The sequence below is a fragment of the Aquibacillus koreensis genome, assembly GCF_025154055.1.
GTDB lineage: Bacteria > Bacillota > Bacilli > Bacillales > Amphibacillaceae > Aquibacillus_C > Aquibacillus_C koreensis.
Map to the genome: position 1 here is coordinate 14,665 of NZ_JAOALK010000037.1, position 19,422 is coordinate 34,086.

At 37.2% G+C, this 19,422-nt stretch carries 20 protein-coding genes and 1 pseudogene; 14 read left to right on the top strand and 7 right to left on the bottom strand.

The features are described from left to right. Nucleotides 1–36: 36 nt before the first annotated feature. Complete coding sequence (gene glpX / locus NYQ66_RS10135; protein WP_259869241.1) at nucleotides 37–1,005, top strand: class II fructose-bisphosphatase; 969 nt, start codon at nucleotides 37–39, stop codon at nucleotides 1,003–1,005. A gap of 298 nt (nucleotides 1,006–1,303) precedes the next feature. Further along, nucleotides 1,304–1,723, top strand: coding sequence for a DUF3237 domain-containing protein (locus tag NYQ66_RS10140; protein WP_259869242.1), 420 nt, complete (start codon nucleotides 1,304–1,306; stop codon nucleotides 1,721–1,723). A 222-nt stretch (nucleotides 1,724–1,945) separates the two neighbouring features. Here NYQ66_RS10140 and NYQ66_RS10145 read toward each other — a convergent pair whose 3' ends face one another. From NYQ66_RS10145 to NYQ66_RS10155, 3 genes are all read right to left on the bottom strand, one after another. Beyond that, nucleotides 1,946–2,155, bottom strand: coding sequence for a hypothetical protein (locus tag NYQ66_RS10145; protein WP_259869243.1), 210 nt, complete (start codon nucleotides 2,153–2,155; stop codon nucleotides 1,946–1,948). Nucleotides 2,156–2,424: 269 nt separating this feature from the next. Continuing rightward, nucleotides 2,425–3,060 carry an FMN-dependent NADH-azoreductase gene (locus NYQ66_RS10150; RefSeq protein ID WP_259869244.1) on the bottom strand — a complete coding sequence of 212 codons (636 nt, stop codon included), beginning with the start codon at nucleotides 3,058–3,060 and terminating at the stop codon, nucleotides 2,425–2,427. Between the two features lie 164 nt (nucleotides 3,061–3,224). Continuing rightward, the gene (locus NYQ66_RS10155) at nucleotides 3,225–4,286 is read right to left on the bottom strand and encodes an NAD(P)/FAD-dependent oxidoreductase (RefSeq protein ID WP_259869246.1); all 1,062 of its coding nucleotides are present in this window, start codon (nucleotides 4,284–4,286) and stop codon (nucleotides 3,225–3,227) included. A 229-nt stretch (nucleotides 4,287–4,515) separates the two neighbouring features. On the opposite strand from NYQ66_RS10155, the gene NYQ66_RS10160 reads away from it, so the two are divergent. Further along, nucleotides 4,516–5,211, top strand: coding sequence for an AIM24 family protein (locus NYQ66_RS10160; RefSeq protein ID WP_259869247.1), 696 nt, complete (start codon nucleotides 4,516–4,518; stop codon nucleotides 5,209–5,211). 395 nt (nucleotides 5,212–5,606) lie between these two features. Continuing rightward, nucleotides 5,607–7,034, top strand: a complete 1,428-nt coding sequence (locus tag NYQ66_RS10165) for a DHA2 family efflux MFS transporter permease subunit (protein WP_259869248.1) — start codon at nucleotides 5,607–5,609, stop codon at nucleotides 7,032–7,034. Between the two features lie 52 nt (nucleotides 7,035–7,086). Here the strand turns inward: NYQ66_RS10165 and NYQ66_RS10170 are convergent, their stop codons facing one another. Then, nucleotides 7,087–7,914, bottom strand: coding sequence for an MBL fold metallo-hydrolase (locus NYQ66_RS10170; protein ID WP_259869249.1), 828 nt, complete (start codon nucleotides 7,912–7,914; stop codon nucleotides 7,087–7,089). Nucleotides 7,915–8,026: 112 nt separating this feature from the next. On the opposite strand from NYQ66_RS10170, the gene NYQ66_RS10175 reads away from it, so the two are divergent. The 9 genes and pseudogenes from NYQ66_RS10175 to NYQ66_RS10215 all read left to right on the top strand — a co-directional run. After that, a complete protein-coding gene (locus tag NYQ66_RS10175; RefSeq protein ID WP_259869250.1) occupies nucleotides 8,027–8,779 on the top strand; it encodes an HpcH/HpaI aldolase family protein in 753 nt (250 codons plus the stop codon). 292 nt (nucleotides 8,780–9,071) lie between these two features. Beyond that, nucleotides 9,072–9,533, top strand: a complete 462-nt coding sequence (locus tag NYQ66_RS10180; RefSeq protein WP_259869251.1) for a hemerythrin domain-containing protein — start codon at nucleotides 9,072–9,074, stop codon at nucleotides 9,531–9,533. Nucleotides 9,534–9,707: 174 nt separating this feature from the next. Further along, entirely contained in the window at nucleotides 9,708–10,616 is a 909-nt protein-coding gene (metA, locus tag NYQ66_RS10185; RefSeq protein WP_259869252.1) for a homoserine O-acetyltransferase MetA, read from the top strand. A gap of 70 nt (nucleotides 10,617–10,686) precedes the next feature. Next, a complete protein-coding gene (locus NYQ66_RS10190) occupies nucleotides 10,687–10,896 on the top strand; it encodes a CDGSH iron-sulfur domain-containing protein (RefSeq protein ID WP_259869253.1) in 210 nt (69 codons plus the stop codon). Nucleotides 10,897–11,118: 222 nt separating this feature from the next. Next, nucleotides 11,119–11,778, top strand: a complete 660-nt coding sequence (locus NYQ66_RS10195; RefSeq protein ID WP_259869254.1) for an SIMPL domain-containing protein — start codon at nucleotides 11,119–11,121, stop codon at nucleotides 11,776–11,778. A 292-nt stretch (nucleotides 11,779–12,070) separates the two neighbouring features. Continuing rightward, nucleotides 12,071–13,339 carry an ammonium transporter gene (locus NYQ66_RS10200; RefSeq protein ID WP_259869255.1) on the top strand — a complete coding sequence of 423 codons (1,269 nt, stop codon included), beginning with the start codon at nucleotides 12,071–12,073 and terminating at the stop codon, nucleotides 13,337–13,339. Next, nucleotides 13,332–14,351: a DUF294 nucleotidyltransferase-like domain-containing protein gene (locus tag NYQ66_RS10205; RefSeq protein ID WP_259869257.1), complete on the top strand. Its 1,020-nt coding sequence runs from the start codon at nucleotides 13,332–13,334 to the stop codon at nucleotides 14,349–14,351. Before NYQ66_RS10200 ends, NYQ66_RS10205 begins: the two co-directional genes overlap by 8 nt. Beyond that, nucleotides 14,345–15,079: an exonuclease domain-containing protein gene (locus NYQ66_RS10210; RefSeq protein ID WP_259869258.1), complete on the top strand. Its 735-nt coding sequence runs from the start codon at nucleotides 14,345–14,347 to the stop codon at nucleotides 15,077–15,079. The genes NYQ66_RS10205 and NYQ66_RS10210 overlap by 7 nt, the downstream gene beginning before the upstream one ends. 79 nt (nucleotides 15,080–15,158) lie before the next feature. Next, nucleotides 15,159–15,359, top strand: a pseudogene (locus NYQ66_RS10215) (MerR family transcriptional regulator); the annotation flags it as partial. Between the two features lie 96 nt (nucleotides 15,360–15,455). Here NYQ66_RS10215 and NYQ66_RS10220 read toward each other — a convergent pair. Together NYQ66_RS10220 and NYQ66_RS10225 are read right to left on the bottom strand one after the other, a co-directional pair. Continuing rightward, nucleotides 15,456–16,727, bottom strand: a complete 1,272-nt coding sequence (locus NYQ66_RS10220; protein ID WP_259869259.1) for a helix-turn-helix domain-containing protein — start codon at nucleotides 16,725–16,727, stop codon at nucleotides 15,456–15,458. A 204-nt stretch (nucleotides 16,728–16,931) separates the two neighbouring features. Then, complete coding sequence (locus NYQ66_RS10225; RefSeq protein WP_259869260.1) at nucleotides 16,932–17,468, bottom strand: HD domain-containing protein; 537 nt, start codon at nucleotides 17,466–17,468, stop codon at nucleotides 16,932–16,934. Between the two features lie 771 nt (nucleotides 17,469–18,239). Here NYQ66_RS10225 and NYQ66_RS10230 point away from each other — a divergent pair. Beyond that, nucleotides 18,240–18,401, top strand: a complete 162-nt coding sequence (locus tag NYQ66_RS10230) for a hypothetical protein (protein WP_259869261.1) — start codon at nucleotides 18,240–18,242, stop codon at nucleotides 18,399–18,401. A 148-nt stretch (nucleotides 18,402–18,549) separates the two neighbouring features. On the opposite strand, the gene NYQ66_RS10235 is transcribed toward NYQ66_RS10230, so the two are convergent. After that, the gene (locus tag NYQ66_RS10235) at nucleotides 18,550–19,344 is read right to left on the bottom strand and encodes a TIGR00266 family protein (protein WP_259869262.1); all 795 of its coding nucleotides are present in this window, start codon (nucleotides 19,342–19,344) and stop codon (nucleotides 18,550–18,552) included. Between the last annotated feature and the right edge of the window lie 78 nt (nucleotides 19,345–19,422).

The window sequence follows — 19,422 nt, forward strand, 5'->3', positions numbered from 1 at the left end:
ATAATTTTCTGAAAAAACACAAGGGGGAAATGAATAATGGAGAGAAGTTTATCAATGGAAGTTGTACGTGTAACGGAGGCAGCTGCATTAGCATCGGCTAGATGGATGGGAAGAGGGAAAAAGGACGAGGCGGATGAGGCTGCAACTTCTGCGATGCGCGATGTATTTGATACAGTACCAATGAAAGGAACGGTTGTCATCGGTGAAGGAGAAATGGATGAAGCGCCAATGTTATACATTGGGGAAAAGCTAGGAACGGGCTACGGCCAAAGGGTAGACGTAGCGGTGGATCCTTTAGAAGGAACGGCGATTGTTGCATCTGGTGGTTGGAACGCTCTAGCTGTTATCGCGATTGCAGATAAAGGAAACTTATTACATGCACCTGATATGTATATGAACAAAATTGCGGTTGGGCCGGAAGCAGTAGGTTGCATTGATATAGATGCGCCGTTAATTGATAATTTAAACGCAGTTGCAAAAGCAAAAAATAAGGACATTGAAGACCTTGTAGTAACGATATTAAAAAGAGAAAAGCACACGCCAATTATTGAGGAATTGAGAGATGCTGGTGTACGCATTAAATTAATGGATAACGGTGATGTTGCTGGTGCGATTAACACGGCATTTTCTCATACAGGTGTAGACATGTTAATTGGTGAAGGTGGAGCTCCTGAGGGTGTGCTTGCTGCCGTTGCATTGAAATGTCTAGGTGGGGAAATACAAGGTAAATTAGTACCAAAAAATGAAGAAGAACTGAAACGTTGTATTGAAATGGGATTAGATGTAAACAAAGTATTGTACATGGATGACTTAGTATCAGGTGATGATGCCATTTTCGCAGCTACAGGCGTTACAGATGGAGAGTTATTAAAAGGTGTTCAATTCAAATCAGACACGGGTACAACACATTCCATTGTTATGCGTGCGAAATCTGGAACAGTTCGTTTTATTGATGGAAAGCATAGCTTGAAGAAGAAGCCGAATTTAGTAATCTCATCATTCTAAAATAGAAAAAGTACCTACCAAAGCAAAGGTAGGTGCTTTTTCTATTCACAGTGTGTGAACATGGGTGTGAACATGGGGACGGTTCTCTTGTACACGATTAAGGATAAACTGAACAGATTTAACTGCAGCGACTCCCACTCGAGGTCACAGTCAAAAAATAAAGTGCAACATATCGATGCTTTGCTAAAGGTGATGAAAAAGGCGCTTGCGTTTTTTTGAAACAAATGGAAAAATGAGTTAAGCGTGAACGGAAGAACCGTCCCCATGTTCACTGACTAGTAGTGTAGGAGGAGCAAGTATGAATTTAGAAGAAGTATTAACGGTACATGTTCGGTTAAATAAAACAATGGAATTGGATAATAAGATTGGTGATTCGGTAGTTATGATCACATTTAGTGGAAATGTAACGGGAGAATATTTTGAAGGTGAAGTGCTTGATGGTGGAGTAGATACACAAGTTATAAGTAAGTCTGGTAATGTTCATACCTTGTCGGCTAGATATATGATTGAGGGGACGGACTTCACTGGATCACCGTGCAAAATGTTCATCGAGAATAATGGTACTGCAACAAGTAATAAAGAAGGTATTTTGTTTCGTACATATCCGAAGATTATTACAAATAGTGAGGCATTGGCTTTTTTACATGATGATATTCTGGTTGCGGAGGCTATACATAGGGAAACTACAATTGATATTAAGATATTTAGATGGGTTTGAACTTCTCAAGATCAATCCTAGACCGAACTACCTGAAATTTTATGATTATGGAGGAAGAAGTATTGTAGCTACATTGAAGATATGGAATTCATAGTAGATGATTTCCAAAATGAATTAAATTATGTAGCTACAGTATCATAATCATATGAGACTACTACGAAAAAAGCATAAATAAAAGAAGCACCTACTTCCATTGAGAGTTAGGTACTTTGCTTTTACTACTTAGCGTGCTACCTTTGGTGGTTGGCACACGTCACATTTACGTTGGTTATTATCTTTGAACTTCTTAAATGTTTTTTCAAAGTTATTACCACATGCACATTTGAATAGTAACCTTTGAGAAAAACCGTGATATTCCGTTGTGAGCAATTTGCTATCTGAGTTTTTCTCGACAAATTCTTTAATCTTATCGATCGTCCATCGTTTGTTCATTTTTCACAGCTCCATGTTCTTTATTTTGCATATATCTAGGCATCCATTTTATAGGAATGGGTTTTCCCCCACCACCTTAGCTTTCCAAGTATAGCACGAGCTCAAAAACAATTAAATGTGTACCTTTTCAAGAAGAATATAGAATAACGTCTTCATAAGTAAAGTGTGGTGCTAAAGCGGTTTTTATACCGCCGCGAAAAAATAGACCAAATCAGAATATAATTTGGTCTATTTATATTTCAACTATGACTCTCTATCATGACTTTTTATTAAAATACTTTTGCAAGTTCTTCTGCACGTTTCATTGCTGCCGCTTTTATTTCTTCCTTTTGATCAGGCATTTGATCATGACCCTCTACAAATAACCCTTCAAATTCTTCCACTCCGAAGAAACGCATTAATACTTTCAAGTAGCGGTGCGCCATTTCCTTTTCTGCAGCTGGTCCATGGGAGTAAATGCCTCCACTTGCCTGGATGTGTAAAGCCTTTTTACCTGTCAATAAGCCAACTGGTCCTTGCTCTGTGTGCTTAAAAGTTTTCCCTACTACTGCGACAGAATCAAGGTAAGTTTTCATAATTGGTGGGAATAACAAATTCCACAAAGGTGTAACAAAAATATATTTATCAGCATCTACAAATTGATCACTTAATTCGGATAGACGACTTACTTTTGCTTTTTCTTCATTTGATAATTCTTCAAAGCCTTGTCCAGATTGTAATTTACCCCAACCTTGGAAAACATCTGCATCAATGTGAGGGATGTGCTCTTTGTATAAATCGATATGGATTACTTCATCTGTAGGATTACTTGCTTTATAGGTATCGATAAACGATTTACCAACAGCCATACCATAAGATCTAGTTTCATCAAAAGGGTTTGCAGTGATATATAATACTTTTGCCATTTCTCATCATCCTTTATAGGAAATTGTTTGTTTTTTCGATATACCTAAATTATAAACGCATTTGATAGTTAGTGAATGTGAATAATATCACAAATTTGTGAAACTTTTTAATATCTTTAGTGTACAAAATAACGAAAAAAGACAGTCAATATGACTGCCTTTTTTTAATGTCGTTTATTTAACCAAAGAACACCTGACTTTGCTAGTCGAGGTAATAATCCGGTAATTGGTTGTTTTAGCATATTACCAAACCCATCTGATTTACCTAATGAGCCTAATGTTCCTTTTAATTTAAATTCTTTTGGCACCTGTGGTTCTTGATCATGAATAATGGCTCTTAATACATCCCCGATTTGTTCCCCTTGCTTTCCAGCTAACTGTGCGCTTGGAGAGTATTCTGACGAAGCGCAATCACCAACTGCATAAACATTAGTGCTTGTAGGTACCTGACAATATTCATTAAGTATAATCTTACCTTGTTGATCCTTTTCGTAAGGTAAATCAGTAATTAAATGATTAGGTTTTACACCAGCTGTCCAAATCGTTACATCACTTGGAAAACAAGATCCATTATTGCAGACTGCTTTCTCTTCCACATACTCGACGTTCGCGTGATGAATTACTTCGACATCATTTTTTTGGAACCATTCTTCCACGTATGCTTGTATTTTAGGATCAAATCCATTGAGTACGGAAGCGCCTCTGTCAAGTAATCGAATATTTAAATCAGATCTACTTTCTCTAATCTCAGATGCTACCTCAATCCCACTTAAACCAGCTCCAACAATGACAACCGTCCCATAAGCATCTAAATTACTAACGGCTAATCCTGTCCGCCGAGCTTTATTAATGGTTTGAACACTATTTGTGTACAATTCTGCACCTGGGATGCCATGGTAGTTGTCTTCACACCCAACTCCAATGACTAAGTAATCATATGGAACAGGATCGTCTAATTCACGTATGAAAATCCGTTCATCCTCAGTATCAATATTTTCAATTTCACCAAATAAATATTCTACTTGCTCGTGAATTGGAAACGTAGTACGAACATCTTTATCTGCAGAAGTTCCGGCAGCTATCGTATAGAATTCTGTTTTTAATGAGTGATACGGGTTTCTGTCTATCAGGTTTATCCGCACATCGCTAGGTAATCCACTATCTAGTAACTTATGGAGGATTCTAACTCCGCCATAGCCACCACCTAAAATGACTATTCTTTTCATTCAATGAAACTCCTTATCTCTTAAAATATATGCTATAAAAACCTAATAAAAACGCTTTCCTTACTATCCATCTTAAAGACTAACAAAAAAAAGAATAAAAAACTAGAAGAACGTTAATGTTAAAAAATAATTATTTTGTGGTAATGGAAAGTAACATGTCGGAAATGAAACGTAGGTATAAACGTATCCGTATATGTAGTATGACAAAGGGAAGGGAGATATTCGATTCATGAGTAAATATTCCATTGATGAATTTATTAATCAAACCAAGCAAGATGAGCGAGAAAATGAGTATTTTGAATTGGAAACACCTCGTATTTTAGAAGTGAATTTACTTGATCAAGTTTGGGCGAAGGCAGGCTCCATGATTTCATATGTTGGTAATATTAAATTTGAACGAGAAAAAGTATTAGAACATGGTGTAGGGAAGATGTTTAAGAAGGCTTTCACGGGTGAAGGTAGTTCCTTAATGAAGGCAACTGGGAGAGGTCAGCTATACTTGGCGGACCAAGGTAAAAAGATTACAATATTTGACCTGCAGAACGAAGCGATTACAGTCAACGGTAATGATTTACTTGCGTTTGAGCCAGGCATTGATTGGGATATACATTTAATGAAGAAAGTAGCGGGTATGTTATCGGGTGGTCTGTTTAATGTCACATTAAATGGAACTGGGAAAGTAGCTATTACATCTCATTATGAACCACTAACGTTGCTTGTAGAGCCAGGTAAGCCAGTTATAACCGACCCTAATGCGACTGTTGCTTGGTCAGGGCACTTAAAGCCAGAATTTCGTACAGACATTAGCTATCGCACCTTACTTGGCCGAGGTAGTGGTGAGTCATTTCAAATGGAATTTTCAGGTGAGGGATTCGTTATTGTACAACCGTTTGAAGAAATTAGTTCAAGTGGAACGCAGTCTTAGTAGGATTTTTGAAGCGAAAAGGAACTTTCTGCATAACGTAGAGAGTTCCTTTTTATCTATTTTGTTAAAAAGGAACGAACTTGTCTACCTGTAGTATAAAACAACAGATAAAAGTAAATGAAAGGATGATATCTGTTGTTTAACCCAATAAAACAACAGATAAAAGTGAAAGAGAGGATGATATCTGTTGTTTAATCGAATAAAACAACAGATAAATGTGAATGAGAAGAGAATATCTGTTGGTTAACCTAACTAAAGGGGAAATAAACGTCATGCTTTCATGTAGCAGTTTGGTAAATTCAAACAATAAATCGAAATAATAGATAAATAGCTATAAATCATGTAATCTTTATCCATGTGTATAAATTTTAAGGATAAAGGAACGAGGGGAAGACATGAAGACACCAAGTTATAACCGTAATGTTATTGTAGCCCTTTTACTTGCGGGTTCATTTATAGCTATTTTAAATCAAACATTAATGATTACAGCGATTCCGCCAATTATGGACGAAATGGGGGTTACGGCTAATTCAGCTCAATGGCTTACTACCGTTTTCATGCTAGTGAGTGGAATCATGATTCCGGTAAGTGCATTTTTATTGGAGCGCTTTACGACAAGACAATTATTTATTACGGCGATGAGTATTTTTGCTTTCGGTACACTTGTTGCAGGACTGGCGCCTAATTTCACCGTATTATTAATAGGGAGAATCATTCAATCTACTGGTGCAGGTGTTATGTTACCACTGATGCAAACCGTATTTTTATTAGTGTTCCCAGTACATAAGCGGGGAGCGGCAATGGGATTGATCGGTCTGGTTATTTCCTTTGCACCGACAATTGGTCCAGCGCTATCCGGCTATGTAACGTCTCACTATTCATGGCGATTACTATTCTTTATTATTTTGCCAATTGCTATTATTGATATTATTATTGCGGCATTTGCTTTGAAGAATGTAACAGAGTTGAAAAAGCCGAAATTAGATATTCCATCCATCATCCTCTCGTCATTCGGTTTCGGAGGACTTCTATACGGATTTACGGCGGCGGGGAATAACGGATGGACGCATGTAACTACTATTGTTGCGCTAGGTGTTGGTGCTATAGCGCTGTTCATTTTTATCTTAAGGCAATTCTCTTTAAAACATCCGATGCTCGAGTTCCGTGTGTTTAAATATTCGATATTCCCGATTGCAGTAGTTATTGGTATGATCACTTTTATGGGACTAATAGGAGTAGAAACAATTATTCCGCTCTATATGCAGGATATGAGGGAATTTACTGCATTTGAAGCGGGCTTATCAATGCTACCTGGGGCCCTGATTACGGCTTTGATGGCACCAATAACAGGTAGGATTTTTGATAAAATTGGAGCAAGGTGGTTGTGCATCGTCGGTTTATCCATTATGACCGTTTCCTCTTTCATTTTTGCAACATTAGATCCGTCTACATCCTTTACGTTCATTACAGTAATGTATAGTATTCGAATGTTTGGTTTATCTATGGTGTTAATGCCTGTAGCAACAGCAGGCTTGAATAAGTTACCGAAACACCTGTTAGCGCATGGGGCTGCAATGGACAATACAATGAAACAAATAGCAGCTTCTGTCGGTACAGCAATATTGGTAACAGTCATGACAAGTACGGCTGCGAATGCTGACCAACAAGTGGATATCGCATATCCTGACATTTATGGTGCTAATATAGCTTTTATTGTCGTATCCGTTCTTTCATTAATAGGTTTACTTCTTTCTTTATTTATTAAAAAAGGTAAGCCGTATGAGGATGAGGTAAATCAAGGTCAGGCAGTAAGAGAAGGTTAAAATTAGGAAACAATGGTTGAGTAGGGCGTGCGCCGAACCAACCATTGTTTTTTTAATGTCTTTTATTCTTCGGTATAGCTTCTGTTAGAAAGTTTGAACTAAGCTCGCGTAATTGCTTTCTTAATTGTTCTCCTTCCATTGGTAATCCATGTCCTGCCACTACTACATTAGGTTCCAAATCGACAATCTTTTTAACAGACTCTTCGGCAAGATCCCAATCTTGGGTGAAATAAGCGGGTGGTCCATAAACCTTTTTTAACGGAAAAAAAACAGCAAAGCTCGATTCGGGATTTTCCGTAACAATGGCATCCCCGGAAAGTAATGTTTTATCTTTTTCTCGGAATAAAGAGATATGTCCCGGTGTATGCCCTGGTGTGTGGATATATTTCCATTCGTCTAAAAACGGAATGCTACCGTCGTCAGGGAGCGCTTTAGCCCACTTCTTTAAGTTGACGGGTCTTTGTGGAAAAATAGGTGACAATAATGAAAACATACCACCGCCAACTGTTGGATCTGCGGGTGGATACACCTGTTTATCCGTTATAAAATCTAATTCTTGTTCATGTGCATAAATCGGAACGTCCCAAAACTTAGCTAATTCTTTTGCCGAACCGACATGATCAAAGTGACCATGAGTTAGGATAATTGCTCTTGGAGGCTTATTACCATATCTTTTTTCGGCGGCAGCAATAATTCGTTTCCCATAGTGGGCGATCCCTGCATCAATCAGTAACCAATCATCAGATTCAGGTTTGCCGAGCATAATGACATTGACTAATAACGTTCGATAGAAGGCTACATCTTCATACACTGCTTCTGCCTCAGCATGATCCATGTCTAAATCTTTATCTATATGGGATTGCTCTTCGTATTTATCCATGTGTAAAAAAGCCTCCTTTTTCTATTTAGTGTGGATTGATTGTGTCATTGTTATGCAATGAATGTTATTTAAGGTAAGATAAACGTAAAAAGAGCGATAGGAGGATGATTTTTTGCGACTAAAGAATAAAGTGAAAGAGAATCTTAAGAATAAAAAGCCATCTATTGGAGTAATTCTTGGCATTTATGCTCCGTCACTTGTCGAGATGGTTGGTCATGCAGGTTATGACTTCATTATCATAGATGATGAGCATGGTACGTATAGTGCGAGCGAAATGGAGAATATGATACGAACAGCATTGCTATCCGACTTAGTACCGATTGTGCGAGTAGACTATGATAAATCAAGTATCCAAAAAGCGCTTGATCGAGGTGCACTAGGTGTTCAAGTACCAATGATTAACACAAAAGAAGAGGCGGTAGAGGTTGTAAGACGCGCGAAATACCCACCAATAGGTAAACGTGGAACTGCTCCTATGACAAGGGCGGCTAGTTTTGGCTATGATGCAGGTAAAGACTTCATGGACAGATCTGACGAAAACATAGTAGTTATTGTACATATTGAAACACCAGAGGCTGTTCGTAATATTGAGGAAATTGTTCGTGTTGATGGAATAGATCTTGCGTTTGTTGGTCCTTATGACCTATCAGTGAATATGGGGTATAAGGAAGGAATCGACCATCCTGAAGTGAATAAAGCTATTGATTTTGTATATGAGAAAGCAAAAGAAAATCATATCGCGGTTGGAACGGTCGCCAATACAAAGGAACGTATCGATAAGACATTTAGAAAAGGCGCCTTGTACATTCCTGTTGTTGCAACGGAAGTGATAAGAAAGGGATTTAGTGACCTTATAGATAAATAAAAGTGTATTATCCACAGGTAGAGATTGCAAGGCAATTCAAAATCGGGTTAAGTTATCCACTAATAAGGCATTTAAACGGTCGGATTGTGTATGAATTAGTGGATAAGTGGCTAATTTAGATGATATCCACAAGCATTTCAAGCTTTTTCTAACATGCATGAATCTTTCACACAGTGTGTCATCAATTATCCACAAAAATTATTTTAATCAAATGATGATCTAGCTCACAGTTAGTTTCTAAACTATTCGTTATACTTAGTGTATGAGACATAAACAAATGGGGGCGATTGTTTTGAAAACAAAAAATAAAGGCATAAAAAGACACGAATCTTTATATCCGTTATCCCATCACCATCATCACGCACTATTTTTGGCATTAAACCTTAGAAAAGTAGGAACAGATAAAAGTAACTATACATTAGATGAGTTAAAAGAAGAGTTACGGGTTTTTTGGGAAGATGGAGGGCAACAACATTTTCGCGATGAAGAAGAAATTTTGTTACCTAACTTTGCGTTGTATAGCTCGACTAATCATCCAGAAATTGCAGAAATGTTATTAGAGCATGTTTCCATAAGAGCGATCATGAAGCAAATTTTAGATAAGAATGAAGCGGATGAGGCCGTCATGTATGAGTTAGGTCAGTTATTAGATACACATATTAGAAGAGAAGAGAGAGTTATTTTTCCAATGATTGAGGAAGCACTACCCGAAGAGGTTTTGGTGAATATGGCTCCTTATCTGCATAATGATTAAAATTTTTGACTAGTTGAGAGATGCAATAAGTTGCATTTTCGGAAGCTAGTCTTTTTTCATATGTGTTAAAATCAGTTATAATAAGAAGGCTTATTCAGTTTTGAAAACTCTGAATATTGTTGAGTGAAACTCAGATGCAATATGAATAAATTCCGTTTGAAGGAGTCATAAAATATGCCTATTAAAGTACCGGATCATCTACCGGCAAAAGAAAAATTAAAACAAGAGAACATTTTTGTGATGGATGAAAGTCGTGCTTATAGGCAAGACATCCGTCCATTAAAAATAATTATATTAAATTTAATGCCATTAAAAGAAAAGACGGAAACACAGCTATTACGTCTTTTGGCAAATAGTCCACTGCAGATCGATGTATATTTGTTACATACTAATTCTTATACATCTCAAAATACACCGCATGATCATTTAAGTACATTTTATAAAACGTTTGAGGATGTTAGAAGTGAAAAGTATGATGGCTTAATTATAACTGGGGCCCCAATTGAAAAACTTGATTTTGAACAGGTGACATATTGGGAAGAGTTAACCGATATAATGGAGTGGAGTTTAACAAATGTTACATCCACGCTTCATTTATGTTGGGGTGCTTTAGCGGGATTGTATCACCATCATGGTGTATCTAAACAAAATCTTGAGGAGAAGATTTTTGGTGTGTTTACACATCACACGAATGAATCAAAAGCAAAACTATTAAGTGGTTTTGATGAAGAATTTCTTGTTCCACATTCTAGATACGCTGATTTAGATCGTAATGAGATAACAAGTGTTCCTGGATTAGAAATCCTAAGTGAATCAAAAAAAGCCGGCGTATATATTGTAACTTCGAAAAACGGTAAACAAATCTATGTTACAGGCCATCCTGAATACGATGCGTTTACACTTAAAGAGGAATATGAACGGGATAAAAATAAAGGATTACAAACCAAGTTACCGGAAAATTATTTCCCTGAGAACGATGATTCACAGTGTCCGAGGTTACGTTGGCGATCGCACTCGAATATGTTAATTTCAAACTGGTTGAATTACTATGTTTATCAAGAAACGCCTTATATTTTAGAGTAGTGAATCCTTATTCAGTTATATCTAGACACATGGAATAACTATGCGTAAAATGAAATAAGGGGTGACAAGCGTGAGTGAAAATAACAAAACGATTATTCAAGTAAGGGATAATGGCTCTATACTTGTGAAAGGTGATGTTGAGTTATTGGACGCCGAAGGTAATGTGTACGAAACAAAACCCGCATTCTCATTATGTCGGTGTGGGGCATCAAGTAACAAACCATTCTGTGATGGTTCGCATAAGAAAATAGGATTCCAAGATACTTGCAGAGTAAAATAAAGTGAAAAGAGACTATAAGTTTATTAAGCTTATAGTCTCTTTTTGTGTTCAACGCACTTAGCGGCACGAACTTGAGTGAGAAATGAAATTGCGTGTCGCAAACGAAACCAAGCTCGCACTACATCAAACTTCTTACTTATACATTAATAAAAAAAGACATATATGTTCCAACTTCCACATGTATTTAAGTATAAGAATTCCATCAAGGAAGGGGGTGTGTACATGAACCATCCTCCAGTTAGTTCACAGAATAAGGTTGGTCTGAAATACATGAAGGTTAATGGAGTGGGGAAGATTTCTGTTGAGCCAAATATCGCAGAAATACAAGTAGGTGTTGTGACAAAGGACACAAATGTAACGCAAGCGCAGCAAGCAAATAGCCAGGTCATTAATAAAATCATCGATTCGCTTGCCTCTTTGCAGGTTAGTGGAAATAACATTCAAACTGCTGATTATTTCATTATTCCTCAATATGATTACGAAGATGGAACAAGTATCTTTACTGGTTATCAAGTAACGCATATGCTCAGTATAATCATTGAAAACCTTCGTTTTGTAGGTGAGGTTATTGATACAGCCGTACAGCAAGGGGCTAACAGAGTCTCTAACATCAACTTCAAAGTGAAAGATGAACAATTCTATTATCAACAAGCATTAACGAAGGCGTTAGAGAATGGGGTAGCAAAAGCGCAGACAATGGCCAGGACGATGAGACTAAATCTTGATTACTATCCAATATCGATAAAGGAAGAGTTGGTAAATAAAGATCAGACTCCTATGCCGTTTGTAAGTGCAGAAGTGGCGGGAGTATCTACACCAATCGAGCCAGGGCGTTTAGAAGTAACGGCAAGAGTAGAAATGAAATTTAGCTATACACCATAATGAAAGCAGGCATTTGTATAAGTCTTTAAGCAAATTTTGATTTTTGACCTACATGTTAGGAAGATTAGCAGATCGTTTTGTGTTATTCAAAACCTTTTTTTGAAAAAATATAAATCTTTCTAAAATGACTGTTCAGCTTACCCCCATGCACAAGTAAACGGATTCAAGGAAGTGTGCCAATGAAATTACCTTGTTAGATTATCTTACAACTTTATTGTTTGAATATTTAGACGGTGCTAAATTATTAATTAACAAGTGATGTTAACTCAATTCACACAAAAGGGGAGAATGAATGATGGAATTAGTTCTTATGGATAATTTATGGGTAGTCATTGGTACATTCTTAGTTTTACTTATGCTAGGTGGATTTATTTTACTTGAAGCAGGTTCGACTAGAATGAAAAACGCTGGTCACATTGCAGGTAAAACAATCTTCACAGCAGGAATTGGATCTTTAGTTTTCTGGGCAGTAGGTTATGGTTTTATTTACGGGGAAGGTAACTGGTTCATTGGATTATCGAATTTCTTCTATGGTGATACATCGTTTAGTGGAGACGGATTATCTCCAGCGGTAGACTTCATGTTCCAAATGATGTTTGCTTTAATCGCGTTAACAATCGCATTTGGTGGCTTTGCAGAACGTGCGAAATTATCAGCATATGTTATATTTGCAGTTTTATTCTCAGCTTTAGTTTACCCAGTTGTTGCACACTGGATCTGGGGTGGAGGCTGGTTAGCTGACCACGGTAAACAAGACTTTGCGGGGTCAACTGTAGTACACTTAACTGGTGCGATGGCTGCACTAGCTGCAACAATTATCTTGAAGCCTCGTATTGGTAAATACAACAAAGACGGTTCATCAAATGCGCTTGCAGGACACAACCAAGTATATTTAGCTTTAGCGGTATTGCTTCTATGGGTAGGTTGGTTTGGATTTAACGGTGCAAGTACATTTGGAGTCGGCGACGCATTCTTTGGATTTGTTATTCTTAATACACAATTAGCTGCTGCTGCAGGTGCGGTTGCTGCATTATTCGTTGCATGGATCGTAACAGGAAAAGCAGATGTTCCAACAATGTTAAATGGTGCTCTAGCAGGTTTAGTAGCAATCACGGCTTCTTGTGGGTTTGTTGATCCATGGGCAGCAGTTATTATCGGACTTATCGGTGGTATAATGGTATTCTATAGCATGAGATTCTTCGAAAAGATGAAAATTGACGATCCAATCGCTGCACTATCGGTTCACGGTACAGTAGGTATTTGGGGTACAATTTCAACAGGTTTCTTTGCAACTGAATCATTATCGGTTGGTGCAGAATGGGGTCTTCCAGGCTTATTCTACGGCGGTAGTCTAGAGCAATTAGGTGTTCAAGTTCTAGGTGTTGTTTCAAGTGGTGCATATGCATTCGTTGTTTCATTCATCATCTTGAAAGTAATGGATAAAGTTATGGGGCTTCGTGTATCTGAAGAAGAGGAAATTGTTGGTCTAGACTTAAGTGAACACGGAAGTTATGGTTATCCGGAAAATATCCCTAATCCGGATGAAAAACAAGGTGCATAATAAGCAGGTTGTTCGTCAAATTAAGGGGATTGATGAGACTTTGAATAATTACACGGAAATTAATGAATGGCGACAAGACAAAATTGTAAGAGTAATGACTGATCATCAAAAACTAAATGAACTACACGATTCTATTATAGAAAACACGGTAAAAGTGGCAATGAAAAAGGTGCAAAGTGAGTTGGGGAATCCCCCTGCTCCCTTTGCTTTCTTTTTAATGGGTAGTGCAGGAAGATTTGAGCAGTCTGTGTTAAGTGATCAAGATCATGGGATTATTTATCAAAGTCATGATGAGAGCTGTCAGTCCTATTTCTTAACACTTGGCGCTGAAATCACAAATGGATTATCAGAGACTGGATATGAGCTTTGTGATGGGCAAGTAATGGCTTCTAATCCACTCTGGTGTAAGTCTATTAGGCAGTGGGAAGAACAAATAGTGGACTGGATGGAGGACTCCAGTTGGAAGTCACTTCGACATTTTTCAACCTTTTTTGACTCAAGGGTGATGTTTGGTGAAACGTCTTTTTTAACAGAAATTAAGAACTATGCTTTTATGATCTTGAATGAACAACCGCGGTTGTATAAGCGATTAGTGGAAAATGTAGATTTTGTGAAAAAAGGTATTGGTGTATTTGGCCAACTGTTACCGGAGCAATATGGTGAAGAATCTGGGGCAATCAAATTAAAGCAAACCACATTTTTTCCATATGTTAATGCTTTAAGGTTGTTAGCTTTAAAGGAGAATATATTAGAACCTTCGACTTTAAAAAGGTTTGAGCAACTCCCTGTTTCGTTACAATCCTTTCAATCATATGAAAAAGACTTTAGGCGATTGTTGGACTTTCGGCTACAACATCGAAAACATGCCCAAAGTTACAAAGACGTCCATCTCATTCAAATTAATAGCTTAAATCGAGAAGAAAAACAAACGCTCAAGCAGTTAATGAAAAAAGGATATAAATTGTTTGATGAAACAAAAACAATAATAGAAAAAGAGTGTTCAACATGGTGATGAATCAAATGCTTCAGTTTGTTAAACAAATGTCTGGTAAATTAAACTCAAATGTTTATACAGGTTTACCTAACCAAGCAGATGCTGCTAAGATAGCTTATTTAAGAAACTTGCAAAAAGAGATGAGAAGTAAAGATGTCTTAGAAGTCCCGTTTAGAGAACTAAATGTTGTTGTTTTTGATATTGAAACAACGGGTTTTTTTCCTTATAAAGGGGATCGAATGTTGTCCATTGGTGGAGTGAAGATGAAAGGGGATCAAGTGTTAGAGGATGAGGTGTATTACTCACCGATCTATAGTGAAACTGCTCCATCTGAAGAAATCTCGCGGTTAACTGGTATAACGAAAGATCAGTTAATAGAAGCACCACCAATTCAAAGTGTATTAAAGGACTTTTATCAGTTTGTGAAAAGCGATATTCTAGTAGCCCATCACTCCAGTCACGAAAAACAATTTATGAAACATGCTACATGGATTGCGTTAAAGAGTAATTTTGAACACCGAATCATTGATACAGCTTTCTTAACAAAAATTGTTGAACCAGAACAGAAGTTAGTAACGTTAGATGATTGCTGTAACCATTATGGGATAACGATTGATCATAGGCATCATGCATTGTATGATGCAATTGCAACGGCAAAATTGTGGTCTGAAAGTATCAAGCGCGTAGAGGATTTAGGTTTTTCTAATTTAAAAGACGTATATACACATATTGCTAAATTGAAATAGTGCAATTAGAGCACCGAAGAGGGGGGAAGGGGGATTGAGTAAAGATAAGGACATTCCTGATGATGTAGCGACTTTTCCCATGAGTGTAGTAAAAGACTTAACCAACTTATCTGGCCGACAAATACGCTATTATGAAGAACAAGGACTTATAAGCCCTGAACGCAATGAAGGAAACAGAAGGGTTTTTTCCATTAATGATATTCATAGATTAAGAGAGATTAAATCACTAATTGATCAAGGAATAAATATTGCTGGTATTAAAGCAATGTTAAGAGATCGATAGCGTTAGGAGGCCAATGTTTCCATGGTTTATATAAAGGTAAGTTAAAAGCGTGTAATGAAGTTTAAAATACTTCAATTACACGCTTTTTTGTTATTATTTTATATAAATTTTCTCAAGTGTTTTATTTGATTGATGATAATAAATTGCTGCTAGTTTGTATTTGCGTCTAAGGAAATAATAATCTGCCAAGATGGATTGATATTCTGCTTTGAGACTGAGCAACTGTTTTTCCTCAAAAAATGGAAGTACTTCTTTTAAAAGTAGATCTTCGAATGTCGGACCGTAACCGTTAATAAGGTGCTTATACACTTCAACAATATAAACGTGATAGGTCATGGAGGGTGATAAGTGCTTGGCAACTTCTTTTCCCTTTTCGAGCCACTTTTTTGCTTTTTCATTTTCTCCTGTTTTGTAATATTCTGCTATTAAACTTGTGATTGGGCTCAGCAGATTTTTTTTAGTGCTTTCCAACCGCAAATGATAACTTTCCAAGTAGTAATAAATAGCTTTATCGCGATTTTCTAGTTCAGCATGTAGTTTTCCAAGGTTTTGATTGCAAAGAGAGAGAATTCTTTTATCTTCTAAAGTAGAAGCAAGTTGATAAGCCACCTCATAGCTTTCAACCGCTTTGGTATATTCTTTTGCGCGATAATAGGAAATTCCTAATATTACGTGGCATTGTGCGCTACGTCTTAAATGGAAGACGTTTTTGTAATAGTCTAAAGCTTTGTTGGCATATGCACATGCCAAATAGGACATCTGAAGTTTACTAGCCGTTACGGATATGACGTAGTATAAATCGTTTTTCTCCAGAGTAGGGTTGTAAAGCTGGTCATATAGAAGCTGTTCAGCTTTTCGGTAACAATGAAGCGATTGCTTGTAATTCATTATCGAGTAATAGTATTGACCAGAGAACTTTAACCAGTAATAATTTTCTAAATGATTGAATGAAGTTGGGGATTCCTTAAGATAACGCATTTGTCTGTCGGCTAAATCAGTAGCACCTGTTAAGATGTAAAAATGTAACATATGTATGTCAACGAGTGGAATAAGTCCTGCATCAACAATCGGTTCAATATTTTGTTCAATATCACGATAAAGCGTTTTTGCCTTTTTTACATCACCATCTAACAGGGAGGAAAACCACTCTTCACTTAATTGATATGTATATTTTTCTGCTGTATTGTAAGGTTTTATTTTCAACCTTGTGCATAATTGGCTAATAATTTCAGGTGAAGGATCTGCGGTGTCTTTTTCTATTTTAGATAAATAAGAGACAGATATAATACCTTGTGTTAGCTCATCCTGTGTCATTTTTGCTTTTGTCCGAAAATATTTAATTTTTCTACCGAAATCCAAATGCATTTCTAGTCACCTCCATCCAATTATTATAACGGAAAACTGCATTTATTTCCAATATGTTCCTTTTTTAGGTGCTGTTTTCAGTAGAATGATAGCAGAGTTTGTTGAAATTAGACGTTTGGAAGGGCATCACCCTTAATGGATGAAGAGGGTAACAAAAACTAGAAATTAAAAAACCTGTGGAAGCAATAGCTTATTCCACAGGTTTTAACTTGTTTGTTCTAAATCATTTGATTCGAGTTGCCGTTTTATTTTTATATCTAGTTGTATAATTCGTTGCAATGCTTCGGTAGGTTCAATCGTTCGGTAATGATGCGCTCCACTTGGTTCTTCGTCTGCTTCATCAGCTTCTGCCACAACTTGTTGTAATGGACTAAGTTCAAGGTATCCGCCTGGTAGGTAGGAATCCGTGTGAAGTAGAATAGCCACAGCAATTTCCTTTGCGATTTGCATATCTTCTCCAGATCGAACTAATAACTTATGTGCACGCGCTGCTCCTTTAATAGCATGAATATCATTTTCGCGATAAAGTTCAAAATCCCACTTGCCATCCTGATACCATTTATAATGACCGATGTCATGTAAGAGACCTGCTTTCGTTGCTATATCTGGATTCACACCGTTTTTTGTTGCGATATAAAAAGCATGCTCTGCAACAGCAATAGCATGAGCCATTCCTGATCGACCAACATACTTTTGAACAATTGGGTGTTTATATAACTTTTCTAGTGTAACTTTTCTCATTTGTTCATCCTCCTAATAAGTAAGTCTTGAAGTGCTTTTATTAAAAAGTATATTGTTCATTAAATTATCATAATATTCGGTTACTTGCAATGTGTTTGTAGGATCTACTGACATGCTTTTTTAAGAGTTAGAAATTCCTATATAAAATCCTATGTTTATAGTTCGATATCGTTCATGTTTTAGGTGGGGTATTTGAAGAAGAATGCGAAGTTTTTTTGAAAAATAAATGCTCATTCTGCTATTGCGTAGGAACGCGTCAGAGAGTGATCCAAGATCTAACGCGTAAGCAAGAGTGTGATTCGAACGCGTCAGAGAGCGATCTATGAGCTAACGCGTAAGCAAGAGTGTGATTCGAACGCGTCAGAGAGCGATCTATGATCTAACACGTAAGCAAGAGTGTGATTCGAGCGCGTCAGAGAGTGATCCAAGATCTAACGCGTAAGAAAAAAGAGAATGTGATCCCGTCGTCGTTGTTATCTGTCTTAACGAGTTTAAAGCGCGCATGCAACCAATAGATAGTAAAGTTGAAGCACACCTTAAAAATCTCTTTCAACCAACTTATAAAAATTTGCTAAGAGAAGACAAGACTATCATGCTATTTCGGTTGCAAATTATGTTAGGGAACCCAAAGAATGTGACGGAAATGTAAAGTAATCAAAAGAATTTAAAAGAATTACGATATATATATTTACTTTCCTGGATTATTTGGTATTATATAGATGGATTTAATAATAAATGAAGAAATTTGAGGGTAGAAAGGGGATAGTTGGTATGGTAACTTCTCTATACTTGGTGTCATTAACTATTCTATTAACATTCCTTGTTTTGGCGTTTGTTGAAAAAATATCAACACGTCGTAAAAAGTTAAGTGTTGATATTAATTTTGATGCTGGCGTACAAGTACAACCAGTAATGGCAAAAACCATTAGATAACCATTTGCTGTCTTTCCGTGGAAAGTCAGATCACATAAACCTTCTGAGAATTTTCTCGGAAGGTTTTTTTTACTACAGTGGTTTACTAAAACAACAAAAAAACAGCTGAATCCTATCGTTTCAGCTGTTCGTTTATTTAAATTATTCATCAACGGTCCCCGCCGAAAAGATCAAATAGCCCTGCTACGCCACCTTCACCTTTATCTTTTCCTCCACCTTGAGGAGCTGCAGCAAACACTCTACTAGCTAAGCGGCTAAATGGTAAGGATTGAACCCAAACAGTTCCCGGTCCTCTAAGTGTAGCAAAGAAAAGGCCTTCTCCACCAAACATAGCTGTTTTGATTCCACCAACAAACTCTACGTTATAGTCTACATCACGTGTCATTGCTACAAGACAGCCTGTATCTACTCTTAATGTTTCCCCTGGCTGAAGGTCCATTTTGTGCATGGTACCACCAGCGTGAATAAAAGCCATGCCGTCTCCTTCTAACTTTTGCATAATAAAGCCTTCGCCACCAAAAAAACCAGCCCCGACTTTCTTTTGGAATTCAACACCGACAGCGACTCCTTTAGCAGCGGCAAGAAAGGCGTCTTTCTGACAGACTAGTTTTCCATCTAATTCGCTTAAATCCATCGGTATGATTTTACCTGGATAAGGCGCGGCGAAATACACATGCTTTTTTCCTTGCCCTTGATTCGTGAAAGTAGTCATGAATAAGCTTTCCCCTGTAATAACACGCTTCCCTGCTCCAAGCAATTTCCCCATTAGTCCGCCTTTTTCTGCACCAGAGCCATCACCGAATACGGTTTCCATTTTAATGTGTTCATCCATCATCATTAAGCTCCCGGCCTCGGCAATAACTGTTTCATCTGGATCGAGTTCTACCTCTACAAATTGCATGTCATCCCCGTATAACTTGTAATCAATTTCATGGTTATTCATCTTTTTTCCCCTTCCGATCATAAAATAGATAAATCCGATGACTAATTATTAGGTATGTGTGGATGTGTTAGTATGTCT